Here is a 16373-nt window from a genome sequence, read left to right as displayed (position 1 = left end):
CAAGGCGTCACGTATTACACTGTTTGATGTCTGCCTAAGTTCGTTAAAGAGGGCTACTATGTTGTCGGCGTTTGTTGTTCCAATTGTTTGAATGAAAATCCGATAGGGATCGTGCTGAACGGCAACTGTGTGGCCAGTTCGCTCTGATAAATAGTGACCAAGTAGCTGGGCTAACGCACGATTAGTCAAAGAGCCGAAGTTCGCATGTATGATTACGAAGTCTTCCCAGTCTTCTATAGTCATACGCTTGTCTGTCGGGACAGGATAGCCCTTCTTTACTTGTTCAAATGTTCCTTGCAACGCTCGTGACACAGTGTCCTTGTCTGCCGGGTATTTCTCGGCTAATTGAGTGACAACTTGGCGGATTGGCTTCCCTCTCTTTATTTCCCGCTCAACAAAACCTCGAATCTTCCCAACTTCCTGTGACACTTCGAAAGGCACCGGGATTTCTTCTCCTACCCAACTAGGGATTGCTCCAGTGGGATCATCGACGGATTTTACGTATATCTTGTCACTGTGTATGTGAAGAATTTTCCATGCGCTCCCGCGGATGATGAATTTAACGCCTGGCTTCCCATATTCGGCTGTAAAGGCTTCGTCCAAAACGCCTATTGCAGTGTTTGATGGCTCGTCTATGACTAAGTAATGCTTTTCTGCCGGTATCATAGACAAATTGTCAAAGTAGTACTCGAACAACGCCTTGCTTCTGCGGGGCTTTAAGGCAACAAGGTCTTCAAATGAGACCCATGCGATTCGTGGAAACCGCGTATGCATGTAAGTTAGAATTTTCTGCAAGTCTTCCATCGCAAGGTCAGCATAGGGATAGGCTTTATTGAAGAGTTCTATAATGTCACCGAAGAAAAGGCGTCTCCTCTTCATCAACAATCCAGCAATTTGGTGAGCAAGGACATCGTAAGGCTTGTAGGGAACAGCTACGGGTTCAAGCTCTTCACAGTAAGCCATGCGGCCAATAGCCATTGCTTCAAGCGTATCATCAGAATCCATAGTAACTATAACTCCTTTAGCTATGCGCCCGACTCTGTGACCACTTCTGCCGACGCGTTGAATTAGCCGCGTAACTTGTCTGGGGCTCATGTATTGGACAACGAGGTCTATTCTACCTATGTCTATGCCTAATTCTAGCGAGCTTGTGCAAACAAGTCCTTTCAGTTCTCCGTTTTTCAGTCCTCTTTCTGCTGCTATTCTTGAAGGCTTAGCTAATGAACCGTGGTGAATAGAAACTGGAAAGTCTATGTCCCATATTTTAAAGCGGCTAGCTAACACTTCAGAAATTGTACGTGTATTGGTGAAAAGCAATACTGACCTATGCTTTTCAATATAGCTACGTATGATTCGAAGTCGAGCTGCAACTTCTGGATGAGTATAGAGAGATGAAGCAAGCTCATGGTCTTGAGAAGTTGCCTTTGGGAAAATTATTTTCAACTGCATCTCTCGGGCAACAGGCACTTTCACTATTTCTACTGGTCTTCCGTTGCCTACTAGGAACTGGGCTACTTTCTCTGGGCTACCTATAGTGGCGGAGAGACCAATCATCTGAAATTCGCTGTCGGCGATAGTTCGTAACCTTTCTAAGGCAAGTGAGAGTTGGCTGCCGCGTTTACTGTCCGCCATTTCATGAACTTCATCGATGACTACCCATTTTACATGTCGTAGATGTTGGCGCAGCACCCATCCGGTTAGTATGGCCTGCAACGTTTCCGGTGTGGTTATTAATATGTCTGGTGGGCTTCTTGATTGTCTAGTTCTTTCTTTAGTGTCAGTATCTCCATGTCGCACCGCTAGTCTTATGTCTAGATTGTTGCACCACCACTGTAGACGCTCCAACAAGTCGCGGTTTAAAGCACGCAACGGCGTGACATACAAAACCTTAATTCCACGTCGGCGGTCGGGCATTTGAATGAGCAGGTTCAAAAGGGGGAGAATTGCTGATTCTGTCTTACCAGTTGCAGTTGGAGAGATAAGTAAAACGTTTTTGCCTTCGAGAATTCGGGGTATTGTTTTTTTCTGAGGTTCCGTTGGGGTTTGGAATCCTCTCTGCTCAACAAGCCTTCGAATGGGCTTTACAAACAGGTTGAAAACGTTTTCGGGTTCAGCTTTCAAGAAAGGTCTGGGACTCCAAACGTAGGAAAATAGTGAAGAAAGCTTCTCTAAAAGTGTTCTGGTTAACAGCTGCATACGTAGAGTCGGCGATTCGCAGTAGCCAGCTACTATGATAGCAAAAATGATTTCAGTTTGAAAGCTTTATTTCTTCAAAGTATAAGAGATACCAAGTACACGCAGCAGTGAAAATCATGAGGCTCAACAAAAAAATAAAAGATATCGCTTCAACCTATCACCCTGATAAAGTCAAGATAGGCGTTCTAGGCTCACATTCCGCCTTAGAAATCGCTCACGGAGCAAAACAGGAAAGCCTTGAGGTGGTTGTTGTTTGCCAAAAAGGAAGAGAAAAAACATACACAAAACACTACAAAAACCTGTTCACCTATGCCTTAGTATTAGAGAAATTTGTTGACATAATTAAAGATGAAAATCAGGAAAAGCTGCTAGAACTGAACACGATTTTTGTTCCAAACAGGTCTTTTTCAGTATATGTGGGATATGATAACATAGAAAACGATTTTCTAATTCCAATCTTCGGAAATAGGCGCATTTTAAGAGCTGAGGAAAGAAATCTGCCCAAAAACCAATACTATTTGTTGAAAAAAGCAGGCATAAGAATGCCGAAAATCTTTGGCTCCCCCGAAGATATAAACCGACTGGTAATAGTCAAAGTTCCTGAAAAACAAAGAAAAATTGAGCGCGCCTTCTTCTACGCCTCTTCACCAGAAGAATACATTAAAAGAGCCGAAGAAAGAATAAAAAAAGGCGTAATCGACAGACATGCTTTGGAAGAAGCCATAATTGAGGAATATATTGTAGGAGCAAAGTTCAACGCGAACTTCTTCTGGTCCCCACTAGACGACGAAATAGACCTTCTAGGGTTTGATAGGCGAATCCAAACAAACTTGGACGGCGTTTTAGATTTGCCCGCCGACGAACAATTAGAGGCTAAGATAACCGTGCAGAATGTCGAAGTGGGACACATGGGCGCCACAATGCGAGAGTCACAATTGGAAAAAATTTTCGCAGCTGGAGAACAATTTGTCGAAGCATGCAAAAAAGAGTACCCGCCAGGCATGATAGGGCTTTTTGCACTACAAGGTGCTATGAACAAAAACCTTGAATTCTATGTCTTCGATGTTAGCCCTAGAATTCCAGGGTGCCCATGCGTAGAGCCAACTTCACCCTACATGAAATACAAGTATGGAAAGGAAGTTGGACCTGGAAGAAGGGTAGCTATAGAGATTAAGAAGGCGATAAAGCAAAAGAAGCTTGAGGAAATAGTGACTTGATCGAGATAGAAGAGATACTAAACAATTATGACAAAGACAAAATCGCCATTGGTACTATTGGCTCGCATTCAGCCCTTAACATTTTCAAAGGCGCCAAAGACGAAGGATTGCGCACCGTGTGTATCTGCAGAAAGGGTGACGAAATCGTTTATCGAAGGTTTCCAGTAACCGACGAAATTCTCTTGGTTGAGGATTTTAGAGAACTTCTAGACGACAGAATTCAGGAAAAACTGCGAAGGCTGAACACAATTCTCATTCCCCACGGCTCATTCAACGCTTACCTAGATTTGGATGAAGTAATGGACAATTTATGTGTACCAATGTTTGGAAACAGACAATTACTTCAATGGGAGGTTGACAGAGAAAAACAGGAAATATGGCTAAGAAGAGCTGGTTTGCAGCTCCCTAAGACCTTCGACGAGCCAGACAACATAGAAGGATTAACAATTGTGAAGTTTCCAGGCGCAAAGGGTGGAAAGGGCTATTTCCTTGTAGATTCTCCGGAAGCCTTCCACCAAAAATCTAAAGACATGATTCAAAAAGGTTTCATAAAAAAAGAAGATGTAGACAATATTCACTTACAAGAATATATTTTCGGCGTGACAGTTTATCCATCATATTTCCGTTCACTGCTCCGCAAAAGGGTCGAATTGCTGTGCGTAGATAGACGCTACGAGTCTTCCATCGACAGTCTTGGACGCATCCCCGCAGAGGAACAACTTAAGATGGATAGCTTGGCTCCCACGTACACGGTTATTGGCAACTTTCCAATAACACTAAGGGAATCGTTGCTTTCTAGATATATACGAATGGGTGACAATGTGGTGAAGGTTTCTGAGGAAATTGCTCCTCCAGGTATTATAGGACCGTTCTGCCTTGAAACGATAGTTAACGACGTTCCAGAAGTTTTTACGTTTGAAATATCTGCTAGGATAGTTGCTGGAACAAATGTGGGCGTAGGCACATCGCCATATTCCTATTTGATGTATGGCGAACGAATTTATATGGGCAGAAGAATTGCCATGGAGGTAAAAAGCGCTATAGCCGAAGGAAAAATAGGTGAAGTTGTAACCTAACTATCTCGCTAACATGCAACTTTCTTCTGTTTGGAGATCTTCTGTGCAGTTTATCTCCACTTCAATATTTTTCTGTTATAGAAAACCTCTGGAAGTATTAGAAAACCAGACATAGCAGTCACTATGACAAGAGTCCATTCAAGCGGGTCGTCCATCACTACTGTTCCAAACAGTCCAATGAATGGTACAAGAATTGTCGCGATTGCTGAGCCTATAACAGCAATTAGCAAGAATTTGTTTGAAAGGAATCCTACTTTGAAAGCGTTGTGTTTCTCAGATCGGCAATTCCATACGACGAATAATTCCTGCAGCGTCGCTCTTGTAAAAGCCATAGTTCTAGCCTGTGCCAACTTCAGCTCTGTCAAAGGTCCGGGAAGCAGATAGTACTGCCAGTAGAATAGACCTCCAGTTAAGAGGAATTGCAGTGTAAAAGTTGTAATTATCGAGGCCATTCTTCCATGTAACACTCCTTCTTTCGGATTTCGTGGAGGTCTTTGCATCACATCTTTCTCTGGAGGATCCATTGTTAATGCAAGGGCTGGCCCTCCATCAGTAACTAGGTTTAGCCATAGAATCATACCTGCGGTTAGAGGAAGTTCGAGGCCTAGTAATGCAAAAGCTCCGATTAGTGCCAACTCGTCAAAGTTGCATCGCAGTAGAAAGAAAGAGAACTTCCTTATGTTGTCATAAATTGTGCGTCCGCCTTCTACGGCAGTAACAATTGTGGCGAAGTTATCATCCGCAAGCACCATGTCCGCTGCCTCTTTCGTTACATCCGTGCCTGTAATGCCCATAGCAATCCCTATGTCTGCCTGCTTCAACGCTGGAGCATCATTAACGCCATCTCCAGTCATGGCAACGATTTCCCCTTTCTTCTTTAAGGCCTTCACAATTCGAAGCTTATGTTCAGGGGAAACTCTTGCATAGACCCTTATGTCCTTAACAATCTTTTCAAACTCTTCATCACTCATAGTATCAAGTTCTGCACCTGTTAAAGCCATGTCCGCAGAGTTACCCTTGATTATTCCTATTTCTTTGGCCACTGCAACAGCAGTAAGTTTGTGGTCGCCAGTTATCATAATGGTCTTGATGCCTGCTTGTTGACACAACTTATTAGCTTCTTTAGCTTCTTCCCTTGGAGGGTCAATCATCCCCACTAAGCCTACAAACACCAAGTCGCTTTCTACATGCTTGTTTATATCTTCTGTTTTGCTCAGTTCGCGGAAGTCTTCAAGTCTAATGTCGACTAATTCTTTGAAAGCCACTCCGAGCACACGGAGCGCGTCAGTTGCCATTTGCTCGTTTGTTTTCAAAATCTTTTGATTTTCTTTTTTGGTTATTTTTTTTGGTTCTCCGTTTATGAAGATTTTTGTGCAGCGATCTAGAATGACTTCGGGGGCGCCTTTCATGAAAACTAACAACTTTTCTTCAGACATTTCGTGAACGGTTGTCATTCGTTTCCTTTCTGAAGTAAAGGGTATTTCGTGAACCCGAGGATATTTCTTCTCTAATTCTATCTTTGTCATTCCCGCTTTTGTCGCTGCAACGATCAAAGCTCCTTCTGTTGTGTCGCCGATTACTTTCTCGCCATCATACGAAGCGTTGGTGCAAACTGTGCCAGCGCCAAGAAGCAAATTTAGATTTGTATCTTCCTTTGGGTCTAATGGCTTGCTATCCAGCAGAAATTGCCCCTTTGCCACATAGCCCACGCCTGTGACTTCAATCATTTTGCTGTTTGTGAAAATTTTGCGGACAGTCATTTCACCTTTCGTTAGTGTGCCGGTTTTATCGGAGCAAATCACAGTAGTAGCGCCTAAAGTTTCTGCAGAAGCAAGTCGTCTAATTATCGCATTTCGTTTCGCTAGCTCACGAGCTCCTAAAGCTAGTGATATTGTTACTACTGCTGGAAGACCTTCTGGAACCGCTGACACCGCCAACGCAACTGCTGTCATGAAGTTCTCTACTACTGTTCCAGGTCTCGCAGGATCCAACAGTTCTAGGACAAATATGACGATGCACGCAAAAACAATAATTATTCCTAACTTCTTTGCAAAGCTTTCCAGCTTGAGCTTTAACGGCGTTTCCTCTACTTCAACTGATTGCACCATTTCAGCGATTTTTCCAAACTCGGTTTCCATGCCAGTAGAGGTTACTACAGCCTTTCCTCGACCGTACGTTACAAAAGTCGCCGTAAATATCATATTTCTTCTATCGGCTACAAGCGCATTTGCATCAACAGTTTCAGTTCTTTTCCCTACTTGTGTAGACTCACCTGTTAAGACAGCTTCATCAGTTCTCAATTCTACAACTTCGATTAGTCTGCAATCTGCGGGAACACGGTCCCCCGATTCCAAAAGCACAATATCCCCGGGCACAACCTCCTTTGCTGATACCAACACTTCTTTTCCATTTCTCATTAGTCGCGCTTTCGGAGCGGTAAGCTTTCTCATGGCTTCCATTGCTTTTTCGGAGCGATATTCTTGGACGAAGCCGACTACTGAATTGAGAACGACTATAGTGGCTATAGTAGCAGCGTCGGTTGTCTCCCCAACAGCGAAGGAGATGGCTGTTGCGATCAACAGCATAACCACAAAAATGTCTTTGAATTGGTTTAGAAAGATCTGAAGAGCGGAGGTTCGTTTTCTCTCTTTTAGTTCATTAAGCCCATACTTCTCTAAGCGTTGTTTTACCTCTTCCTCTTTCAAACCAAGAGAGTCTGCATGCAGCTCCTCAAGCACTGTCTCAATTGACTTGGAATGCCACGCTTCACTCATCGCCACACGCGCCTATAGTAAGTTTAGCTTTAACATAGTTTCTCCTTAAAGGGTTTTTCCATCATCATTCCTTCAAACCTTTCTCAGTGAACAACGTTGCCCCTATGTTCGAAAATTAGTAGCAATTTTAGACTTGCAAAAAAACAGAGAAATTAGTCGAAAATTGAAGCCTTCTTCTTTTGATATGGGCTAATTATTTTGGCTTTGAAGAGAATTCAGTGTGTGTTCTTAAAAGAAACCCTCTAAGATATTCGGATACTATGGCAAATTTTTTATGTATTATCATAGCAACCATAATACATTGTTATGGAGGAAGAAATAATGCCTAAATGTCCAAAATGTAGCGGTGAAGGCAAGATGAGAAAGAGTTGGAAGATGGCTGGTCGACCTGACAAGCAAGGCAAGAGAACGCAACTTGAAATCGGCCTATACGACTGCCCGAAATGCGGCAAAGCTTTTCGCGTTGTCTTAGGTAAGAAGAAAATCTAAAGCGGCAGTTCACAGTGAAAGCAACTTCAAAGCAAAACTGCTCCATCCGAACTCTAAGCTCCTTCATTTCCCTTTTTTATGTTCCCCATGGATGTCAAGTTTTAAATACAAGACAGTGAACAAACACAGCAAAACCGCTGTTCATGGTGAGAAGTCGATAGAATGCCAAAGCTTAAACACGTCCTGAAAAATGAATACGTAAAATCCCTGATTCTTCTGGCAATAATTCTAGGCAGCATTGTTGCTTTTTGGTTTGGCTTAAGAATTTACTTAAGAACTGACTATCCTCTTCTTGCAGTTGCATCAGGAAGCATGATGCCTACATTGGATGTTGGTGACTTGATAATTGTTCGAGGTGGATTAAACGTAAGCGACATTGTTGCGGGATATGAAACAGGTGATATCATTGTTTTTAACAAACCAAACAACCCAGATGACCTTATTGTTCACAGGGCCGTGAATATATCTGATAATGCAGGAACCCCGTATATCATGACTAAAGGTGATAACAATCCAAGTTCAGATCCTTGGAAAGTCTATGACAGTAACCTTGTAGGCAAAATTGTGTGGAGCATCCCCTACCTTGGGCATATCCCTTTGTTTGTCCGCACACCTGAAGGAATGTTAATCATTATCATTTTCATAGTAATCCTAATTCTTCTTGAATTTATAATCCCCCTCGCTAAGGAAAAGAAAGCACCAAAACAATCCACAGAGGAAACCGACGTTTTGCACATAGACTCTTTATAAGGCTTTATATATTGACATATGCAAATGTATAACATTTAAAGGTGCTATGAATGCCAAAAGTAAATGCCACCATTCGCATCGAAAACGTGGTTGCTTCTGCAACATTAAATCAACGTGTCGATTTAAACGCTGTTGTAAAAGGATATCCTGGTGTGGAGTATAGACCTGAACAATTTCCAGGCTTGGTTTTTCGTCTTAAAAGACCGAAGACAGCCACTCTGATTTTTAACTCTGGAAAGATGGTCTGCACTGGTGCCAAGTCTGAGAGGGAATCTCGAAGAGCTGTTATGCGGGTAGTCAAGGAATTAAAGGGAAGCGGCATAATTATCGTAGGCAAACCTGAGCTGAAAATCCAAAACATTGTAGCCTCAGCAAATCTTGGAGGACTTATTGATCTAGAGAAAGCAGCCTATATATTGGGAAAAACCATGTACGAGCCAGAGCAATTCCCCGGGTTGATTTACCGTATGGCTGTACCTAAGGTTGTCATACTGCTCTTTGCAAGTGGGAAACTTGTTTGCACAGGAGCTAAAAAGGAGCAATATGTATATGAAGCTGTTAGCAAACTGCACCAAGAGCTTGAAGAAAAGGAACTGATATTTTATGAGTGATTAATTGTAGAACACTCAAATATTTCTTCCACCCTTCTCTATTATGAGCATTATGACTATGTTCAAGAAGAAATGAATACTTAGTTTTGAACCCCCTTGTTGAGAAGCATCCGACAATCGCGCATCTAGTGTTATTTTTCTTTTCTCTGCTTCAAAATTGTTTCAAATTCCATGTCTGTTATAGCTCCTACTTTGTATAGCGTTTTTGCGGCTTCCCTTGCTTTTAGCAAATAGTGCAATGTAATATTGTCTTTTGCTAGTTTTTCTTTTCCCCCTTCTTCTCTATCGATTAAAACCACGGCATCGTTGATTACTCCGCCCTCTGCCCTTATTGCAGTCGCAGCTTTAAGTAGCGATTTGCCCGAAGTAATCAAATCATCAAGTATCAAAACTTTGTCACCTGGCATCAATATGCCTTCAACTCTGCGTTCTCTCCCGTGCCTTCGTTGGGTTGGACGAGTGTAGAGGAAAGACTTGTCAAGGTTATAAGCGACAACAGAAGCGAAAGGCATGCCAGCAGTGGGAATTCCCGCTATTCGCTTGAATTTCTCGATTCCGACATTGTTTTTTATGAGTTTAACGTAGAAGTCACAAATTTCGCGGAAGGCATCAGGAAAACTTGGCACAATTCGAAGGTCGATGTAGTAGGGGCTTATTTTTCCACTTGTGAGCTTGAAGGCGCCGAATTTCAATGCGCCAATTTTGAAGAGTACTCGGCAAAGCTGTTCTTTCATCGGTTCTATTTTTACGGTCATTTTCTTCGTTCCTTTCCAACGATGTAAACGTTACCTTTCTCAGCTACCAGACACTTTACTTTTGACATTTCTTTCGACAATATTTCGCAGAACCTGTTCAAGTCAGCCTTTGAAGCTGTGTGGTATGGTACTGCAACTTTTGGCTTTACAAGTTTCACTATTTCTGTCGCTGTCTCGGGCGACGTGCCAGGTGCTATGCCGACTGTACAAAAGACAATGTCTGGCTTCTGTTCGTTGCCTATGTCTTTTAGTTCTGGAAAGGGCAAGCTGTCCGCTGTGTGGAAGATGTTGACGCCATCTTCACTGGTTATTATGAATGTGATTGGCGTGGTTGCAGGCGGGTGATTGCACATTTCAGCTCTCACAGCTACATTGTCGATTTTTGTTTCTGTTCCGGGTCTCATTTCCTGCAGCTTTTCAGCTGGGATTGAAACGCCGAGTTTTTTTATGGATGTTGGGTCAGCGAATATTTGGCATTGGGTTCTTTCTTGCATCTTCCTTATTAGGGGGCTATCCAGATGGTCGTAGTGTTCGTGGGTGATGAGAATGGCGTCTATGGCTGTGAAGTCCTTGGCGTTTACGTCCACAGGGTCTATTACAAATATTTTAGTTGGTGTTCTTATGGTGACACCTGCATAGTTGTTAAACCATTTGAAGGCTATTTCATTCTTTTCTGGAACCGTTTTTTCTATTGACATGGAAATACTCCTCCATAATTGGTATGTGTTTTTGGTTAAAAGAACTTATGCTGACAATTTCTGTCTCACATAGTCTTCGATAGGCTTAAAAGCTGTAGTCCTCAACTGTTCCTTCACTTGGAGTGCCGTTTCCATGGTAGATGTATGGCTTCCTTACGACAAGACAGAGGTTTGTGCACGCATTCCCACCCGCAACTTCCTCGGAGCCATAGAACCAAAAGAAAAACCTGGAGTACCAGATGCAAAAGCTGAGATTTTACGAGCTTTAAATGAGCCGATTGGTTCTAGACCCTTAAATGAAATAATAGAGCAAGGTAGCAGAGTTGCAATAGTTGTAGATGACGTTACTCGGCCTGCCCCAAGTCACTTGATAGTTCCTCCCCTTCTGGAAAATCTAAACCTACTCGGCGTTAAAGACGAAGATATTACCGTAATCTTCGGCTGTGGCACCCACAGAGCTGTGAAACTCGACGAGGCAAGAGAACTTCTAAGCGAAGATGTAGTAGACCGTGTCAAAATCATAAGCCATGACTGCCACGCTAAGGACCACGTTTACATGGGAACGGGCAAGAGATATGGAACGAAAGTTTTTGTTAACAAAGCTTTCGCGGAAGCGGATGTACGAATTCTAACGGGCGACGTTGAAATGCACTATTACGCGGGTTTTGGTGGAGGTAGAAAAAGCGTTTTGCCTGGCGTAAGCAGCGCCAAAACGATTCAGCGCAACCATGCCATGCTTTTGCATCTCCAAGCTCGAACTGGCATTTTAAGTGGGAATCCAATCCACGAAGATATGGTTGAAGCCGCAAGGCTGGCAAAGGTTGATTTTATTTTGAATGTGGTTACAAATAGTAAAGGCGAAATTGTGAAAGCGTTTGCCGGTGATTTGGAGCAAGCTTTCTACGAAGGTGTGAAACTGGTTGAGGAAATGTACAAGGTGCCAATTGACCGTCGTGCAGACATAGTCATAGTTAGTCCTGGTGGGTACCCCGCAGACATCAACTTCTTCCAAGCATACAAAGCAGTTGACAATGTGTTGGACAGTGTTAAGCGTGGCGGTGTCATTGTCTTAGTTGCTGAGTGCCCTGAAGGCTATGGAAACGAGGTATTTTATGAGTGGATGGTAAAGTTTAAAGATCTGAAGCCTATGGAGAAGGAAATCAAGAAACGCTTTGTTATTGGTGGGCACAAGGCCTACTACTTACTAAAAGCTTTGCGAAAAGCGCAGATTATTCTTGTTTCAACGATGCCTGATTATTATGCAGTCAACGTGTTTAGACTAAAAACGGCGAGGGCATTGAATGATGCTTTGCGTGACGCTTTTGACATTGCAGGTAAAAATGCCAAAGTTTGGGCAGTTCCCTATGGCCACGTGACTTTTCCATTAGTGAAGAGTTAGTTGCATAGGCTATGTTTGCTGCAACATGTGAAACAAATCCAAAGACCATGCACAACAAGATGAAACCCCATGAATGCCACCACTGTGCAAACAATAGTTCCTATTTTTCTTCTAATTGGAGCTGGTTTCCTTTCTAGAAGGATGGGAATTTTGAAATCGGGCGATGAACGGGTGCTCAGCGCCTACGTATACTATTTTGCATTACCTGCCCTATTCTTCATCAATATGGTTGAAATAGAATTTACTTCAGAGATTCTCGTATTCATGTCTGCGGGAATTGTCCCTATCTTTATTGTATTAGCAATTTACACAGTTCTTTACTTCGCATTCGAGTTTCCAAAAAATAGCCTTTACCTTCTGATTCTAAGTACTATTTTTGGCAGCCTAGCCTTCTTTGGCATACCATTCGTAACATTTGCTTTTCCGACGGAGGGAGAACGTCTGGCAACTTTGTCAGCAGCTTCCATTTCTATAGTGAGCGTCACCACGTCTCTCTCTATCCTTGAGATGTATAGACTTGAGAAATCCACAAAATGGGAAGGAATAAAGCATGTTACCAGAAGACTTTCAAAAAACCCATTAATCATATCAATAGTGTCTGGCATTCTGCTATCGCTTACTAGAATAGAAATCCCAGCCCCCATTTCAACGTCCTTACACATGCTAGGAGGCACCACGTCCACTGTGGCCATCTTTATGCTTGGAGTTTTTCTTTACGGAAGGAAGTATACAAACATATCTAAAGCCTTCAAGCTGAGCCTGCTGAGAATAGTATTCCTACCAGGAATAGCTCTTTTAACCACTGGACTGCTTGGCCTGACTGGTGTGGAAAGCTCAGTATTGGTAATTATGCATGGTATGCCCATTGCCGTTTCTATGATTATTCTCAGCGAGCGTTATGATTTTTACAAAGAAACAATCGCTTCTTTAATCCTGGTCTCCTCGCTTGGAGCAGCACTATATCTGAATTTGTGGCTTTTGTTGTTGGGCCATTAGTAGAAATATTGGCGTTCGCTAGCATAGAGAATTATCTCATTCTTAGTTCCTCAATTTCAGAGGCATCTAGAGCTGGAACAACCACTGATTTATCCATCTTTTCTCTACCAAACTTAACTAGCGCTTCTCCCAGTTTTATGTCAGAGTAACGTAGAGTCAAAGCCGCTGCTTTCCTTTCAGCCTTTCTTGTTTTCGGTCCTTGCAGCAAAGTGATGGGACTACCGCAGTCAGGAACTTCGAAGCAATAATCATTCTTTCCTTTCATTCGCTCTAGTTGTTTATTTTCAGCTTCATTTCTTCCAACGATTATCTTGTTCTTTCCAAACCTGAAATGTCTCCCTATCTTCAACAGGTTAATGTCTTTAATTCCAACTTTTTTCTTGTGTTCAAATAAATCTCTGATTTTTGCTGCAAATTCCTTGTAGGTTAGTAAACAACCACCTGCGGGACATGGGTAATTTTTAATGCCGAACTCTTTAGTAAGTTTGATCTGTTTCTTTCTCGATCTACCTCTAATATCGAGCAGTTTTTCTCTATTAACCCATCCTTTTTTTTCCGCTTCGGTTTCTGGTAGCAACTTCGCAGACAAAGGCCTCAAAATTTTTCCTTCTAAACCTGCTTCTTTTTCAATGACGCTCAACGCTTTTCTGTGCTGGGACATAGGTCTTTCGTTAAGAACTTCTCCGGTGAAAAGGAATAAGGCACCGATTTCTTCGGCGTATTTTTTAGCCTTTTTGAACATGAATATTCTACAGTCAATGCAGGGGTTCATGTTCTTTCCGTAACCATACTTGGGGTTCCTCAATATCTTAAGATAGTCTTCACCTACATTCATTATCTTAAGTGGTATTTCGAGTTGTTCTGCTATTCCAGCGGCGCCACATCCACTTTTTCCGCAAAGACAGAATGGGGAGATGAAGTTTACTGCCACAACATCTATTCCCTGCTCTTGGATTAGCTTCACTGCTAATATACTGTCCAAACCGCCGGACAGCAACGCTAAGGCTTTCATACCTGAACCTTCTAGGTCTTCAGCCATTCCTATGGGTTCTGCAAACATATATGTAGTGTGTGAAGCCAAAACATTTAACTTTCATGTGTGTTGCCTAAAAATTGGCGAGGAAACAGCAATTGCAGACAACTTTCACACTGCGACCGTTTGAACCTGAAGACCTCGAAAAGGTCATTCAGATAAACCGTGTTTGCCTACCTGAGAACTATTCAACCTATTTCTTCATGGACATTTATGAGCGGTATCCAGCTACTTTCATTGTGGCTGAGCAGGGGCACAACATTGTAGGGTATATTATGTGCAGAATTGAAACAGGCTTTTCGAGTTTTGGCCTATTTAGCATTTCCAAGAAGGGTCATGTGGTTTCCGTTGCAGTGTTACCGGAATTTCAACGTAAAGGCGTAGGCATTGCTCTTACGAAGGAGGCGATGAAGAATATGCGTTTGTATAAAGCGAAAGAATGTTATTTGGAAGTGAGAGTTAGCAACGTCCCAGCAGCAAGTATGTACAAGAAGCTAGGGCTTCAAGTTGTCCGGATGGCGCGTAGGTACTACGCTGATGGAGAAAATGCTTATGTTATGGCGAAGAAGCTAAGGAAATGAAACGTTTGACTAATATTTCATAGATGTGTTTCGTGCTTCCTTTAGAAAGAAGTCATTAAGCTCACAAACTTGAAAACACACGCTTTAGCATATATACTACTGCAATCAAGAAATCGTAACTAGCCAGAAATCTAATGGGGAAAGAATATGTCTTCCAAATCCACAGGAGTTCAACATAGAATGGTCGAGTTGAAAGCTAAAGCAGATGATTTAGCCATTGTTCGAGACAACCTTGTTCAATATGGCGCTGAGCAAGTGGGTGTTTTGCATCAGATTGACACTTATTACAAGGTTCCGAAGGGTAGGTTGAAGTTGCGGGAGGTGGAGGGCGAAACTGACGCTGAACTGATTTATTATGAACGAGAAAATGTTGCCGAGCCAAAGAGAAGTTCTGTTTTCATTCTGAAAATTCCTCAGCCTCAAATCTTCAAACAAATTCTTGAGCGAATCATAAAGGTTAAAGTTACAGTAGATAAAGTTAGGGAAATTTACGTTTATGAAGGTGTTCAGATTCATTTAGACACGATTAAAGACTTAGGTTCGTTCATAGAATTTGAATGCATAACTTCCGAAGATTCAGAGCAACAGAAAAAAGACTTGCTTAAGTTGGAGAAGCTCAGAGAACAGTTAGATATCAGCCCAAAGAGTTTAGAAAAGCTTTCCTACAGCGATTTGATTTGATATATCAACCATCGTTCTTCTTTTTCGTTCATCCAATTCACAAGCTGTAACATGCTCTTCGCAAAGCTCAAAACACCGCCCAGAATAAATATAGAGAGAAAGAAGCGCAGGTCAACCATCAGGTCAACCTGCTCTATGGTGACATTAATTATACCTGCATCTAGAATGCAAACAAAGTAAAACACAATCATCAAAGAATTCGCTATGCTAAAAACGTGTTGAACAATCGTGCCTTTAGCTAGTTCAATAAAGAAAGTAAAGATTAAAAATAGCACAATCAAGGCTGTGAAGCCCGTTTGATAGCTATAGATGCCTTTAAAGGGAATCAATAGCTCTGAAAGGACGAAGAAGAGAATGTAACCAATCGCTACTTTAAGCAAAGCTTTAAAGACGCGTGGCATCAAATTCCTCATCGTGAGCCTGTCTTCTTTACCCTTTTCCACTTTATCCATAGCTTATCACCATAGGACCATAACTGAACATCTCCGTTTCAACGTATACACGAATTTGCCCCCGTTCTGTCACCATCGCCGCATTAACTAGCGTTTCAATCTCACCGTAATACATATTGTTGGATGGAACATCTATAGAAACCGCGCTCTTTCCATAGAGCTGATGTCTATCATTGAAAATCTCGATTAGAATATCCCCACTTACGTTGAAATGGGGTGAATGGTTTTCGAAGTTGATTGGCATATTCACTCTCATATATGTACTGTTGTACGTGTTGTATTCAGGCATACCAATGGTAAAATTGAAAAGTGGTGCACCCCACGGTATTGTCGTGTTTACTTCGAATCCTAACGGTATCAAGTTGGCATAATTTAACTGGACTAAACCAGAAAGGGTGAAGTTCGAGTCATTAAAGAGATAATGGTCTTGTATCATTATCTCGTTTAGGTTGAAACTAACATTGTGAAAAATGGTTGCGCTGTTTTGAGGAGGAACTTGTTCTATGTAAGTGGTGGCTTCTGAAATTCGCCTATTTTTATAGTCTGTGATGAGTGTAGTGATGTTCAGTCCATCTATATTGTAGTAGCCATTGTTGTCAAATATAATTGGTAATGTTATCGTGCAGTTTTCTTCTGTAGAATTCATAATTGGTTCGCCGAAGTCT

At 42.1% G+C, this 16373-nt stretch carries 16 protein-coding genes; 9 read left to right on the top strand and 7 right to left on the bottom strand.

Annotation, left to right across the window (positions count from 1 at the left end; genetic code table 11):
* The coding region (locus NWE91_03325; GenBank protein MCW3985427.1) for a DEAD/DEAH box helicase at positions 1 to 2121 on the bottom strand (2121 nt) is incomplete at its 3' end.
* A gap of 191 nt (positions 2122 to 2312) precedes the next feature.
* Between NWE91_03325 and NWE91_03320 the strand changes: the two genes are divergently transcribed.
* On the top strand, positions 2313 to 3413 hold the full coding sequence (locus NWE91_03320) for a formate--phosphoribosylaminoimidazolecarboxamide ligase family protein (GenBank protein MCW3985426.1): 1101 nt from the start codon (positions 2313 to 2315) through the stop codon (positions 3411 to 3413).
* On the top strand, positions 3410 to 4489 hold the full coding sequence (locus NWE91_03315; GenBank protein MCW3985425.1) for a formate--phosphoribosylaminoimidazolecarboxamide ligase: 1080 nt from the start codon (positions 3410 to 3412) through the stop codon (positions 4487 to 4489). The genes NWE91_03320 and NWE91_03315 overlap by 4 nt, the downstream gene beginning before the upstream one ends.
* 50 nt (positions 4490 to 4539) lie before the next feature.
* Here NWE91_03315 and NWE91_03310 read toward each other — a convergent pair whose 3' ends face one another.
* A complete protein-coding gene (locus NWE91_03310) occupies positions 4540 to 7263 on the bottom strand; it encodes a cation-translocating P-type ATPase (protein MCW3985424.1) in 2724 nt (907 codons plus the stop codon).
* A gap of 321 nt (positions 7264 to 7584) precedes the next feature.
* Between NWE91_03310 and NWE91_03305 the strand changes: the two genes are divergently transcribed.
* The 3 genes from NWE91_03305 (at position 7585) to NWE91_03295 (ending at position 9113) form a co-directional block, all read left to right on the top strand.
* A complete protein-coding gene (locus tag NWE91_03305) occupies positions 7585 to 7752 on the top strand; it encodes a chorismate-binding protein (protein ID MCW3985423.1) in 168 nt (55 codons plus the stop codon).
* Positions 7753 to 7914: 162 nt separating this feature from the next.
* Positions 7915 to 8502, top strand: a complete 588-nt coding sequence (locus NWE91_03300; GenBank protein MCW3985422.1) for a signal peptidase I — start codon at positions 7915 to 7917, stop codon at positions 8500 to 8502.
* Positions 8503 to 8552: 50 nt separating this feature from the next.
* The gene (locus NWE91_03295; GenBank protein ID MCW3985421.1) at positions 8553 to 9113 is read left to right on the top strand and encodes a TATA-box-binding protein; all 561 of its coding nucleotides are present in this window, start codon (positions 8553 to 8555) and stop codon (positions 9111 to 9113) included.
* Between the two features lie 131 nt (positions 9114 to 9244).
* Here the strand turns inward: NWE91_03295 and pyrE are convergent, their stop codons facing one another.
* Both pyrE and NWE91_03285 read right to left on the bottom strand, forming a co-directional pair.
* Entirely contained in the window at positions 9245 to 9868 is a 624-nt protein-coding gene (gene pyrE, locus NWE91_03290) for an orotate phosphoribosyltransferase (protein MCW3985420.1), read from the bottom strand.
* Entirely contained in the window at positions 9865 to 10566 is a 702-nt protein-coding gene (locus NWE91_03285; GenBank protein MCW3985419.1) for an MBL fold metallo-hydrolase, read from the bottom strand. The genes pyrE and NWE91_03285 overlap by 4 nt, the downstream gene beginning before the upstream one ends.
* A 133-nt stretch (positions 10567 to 10699) precedes the next feature.
* Here NWE91_03285 and larA point away from each other — a divergent pair, with 133 nt between their 5' ends.
* The gene (gene larA / locus NWE91_03280; GenBank protein MCW3985418.1) at positions 10700 to 11965 is read left to right on the top strand and encodes a nickel-dependent lactate racemase; all 1266 of its coding nucleotides are present in this window, start codon (positions 10700 to 10702) and stop codon (positions 11963 to 11965) included.
* 69 nt (positions 11966 to 12034) lie between these two features.
* Entirely contained in the window at positions 12035 to 12961 is a 927-nt protein-coding gene (locus NWE91_03275) for an AEC family transporter (protein MCW3985417.1), read from the top strand.
* A gap of 31 nt (positions 12962 to 12992) precedes the next feature.
* Here NWE91_03275 and NWE91_03270 read toward each other — a convergent pair whose 3' ends face one another.
* Positions 12993 to 14000, bottom strand: a complete 1008-nt coding sequence (locus tag NWE91_03270; GenBank protein MCW3985416.1) for a hypothetical protein — start codon at positions 13998 to 14000, stop codon at positions 12993 to 12995.
* A 74-nt stretch (positions 14001 to 14074) separates the two neighbouring features.
* Here NWE91_03270 and rimI point away from each other — a divergent pair, with 74 nt between their 5' ends.
* Both rimI and NWE91_03260 read left to right on the top strand, forming a co-directional pair.
* Positions 14075 to 14575, top strand: coding sequence for a ribosomal protein S18-alanine N-acetyltransferase (gene rimI / locus NWE91_03265; GenBank protein ID MCW3985415.1), 501 nt, complete (start codon positions 14075 to 14077; stop codon positions 14573 to 14575).
* Positions 14576 to 14722: 147 nt separating this feature from the next.
* Positions 14723 to 15256, top strand: coding sequence for a class IV adenylate cyclase (locus NWE91_03260; protein MCW3985414.1), 534 nt, complete (start codon positions 14723 to 14725; stop codon positions 15254 to 15256).
* Here the strand turns inward: NWE91_03260 and NWE91_03255 are convergent.
* The gene (locus NWE91_03255; GenBank protein ID MCW3985413.1) at positions 15238 to 15708 is read right to left on the bottom strand and encodes a hypothetical protein; all 471 of its coding nucleotides are present in this window, start codon (positions 15706 to 15708) and stop codon (positions 15238 to 15240) included. The two genes, NWE91_03260 and NWE91_03255, sit on opposite strands and share 19 nt — an antisense overlap.
* Positions 15701 to 16373 (bottom strand): hypothetical protein (locus NWE91_03250; GenBank protein MCW3985412.1); only part of this gene is annotated, 673 nt, incomplete at its 5' end. The genes NWE91_03255 and NWE91_03250, both read right to left, overlap by 8 nt.

This window comes from Candidatus Bathyarchaeota archaeon (assembly GCA_026014805.1).
GTDB lineage: Archaea > Thermoproteota > Bathyarchaeia > Bathyarchaeales > SOJC01 > JAGLZW01.
Note: the sequence above shows the minus strand (reverse complement) of the source record. Positions and strands in the feature narration are given on the sequence as shown.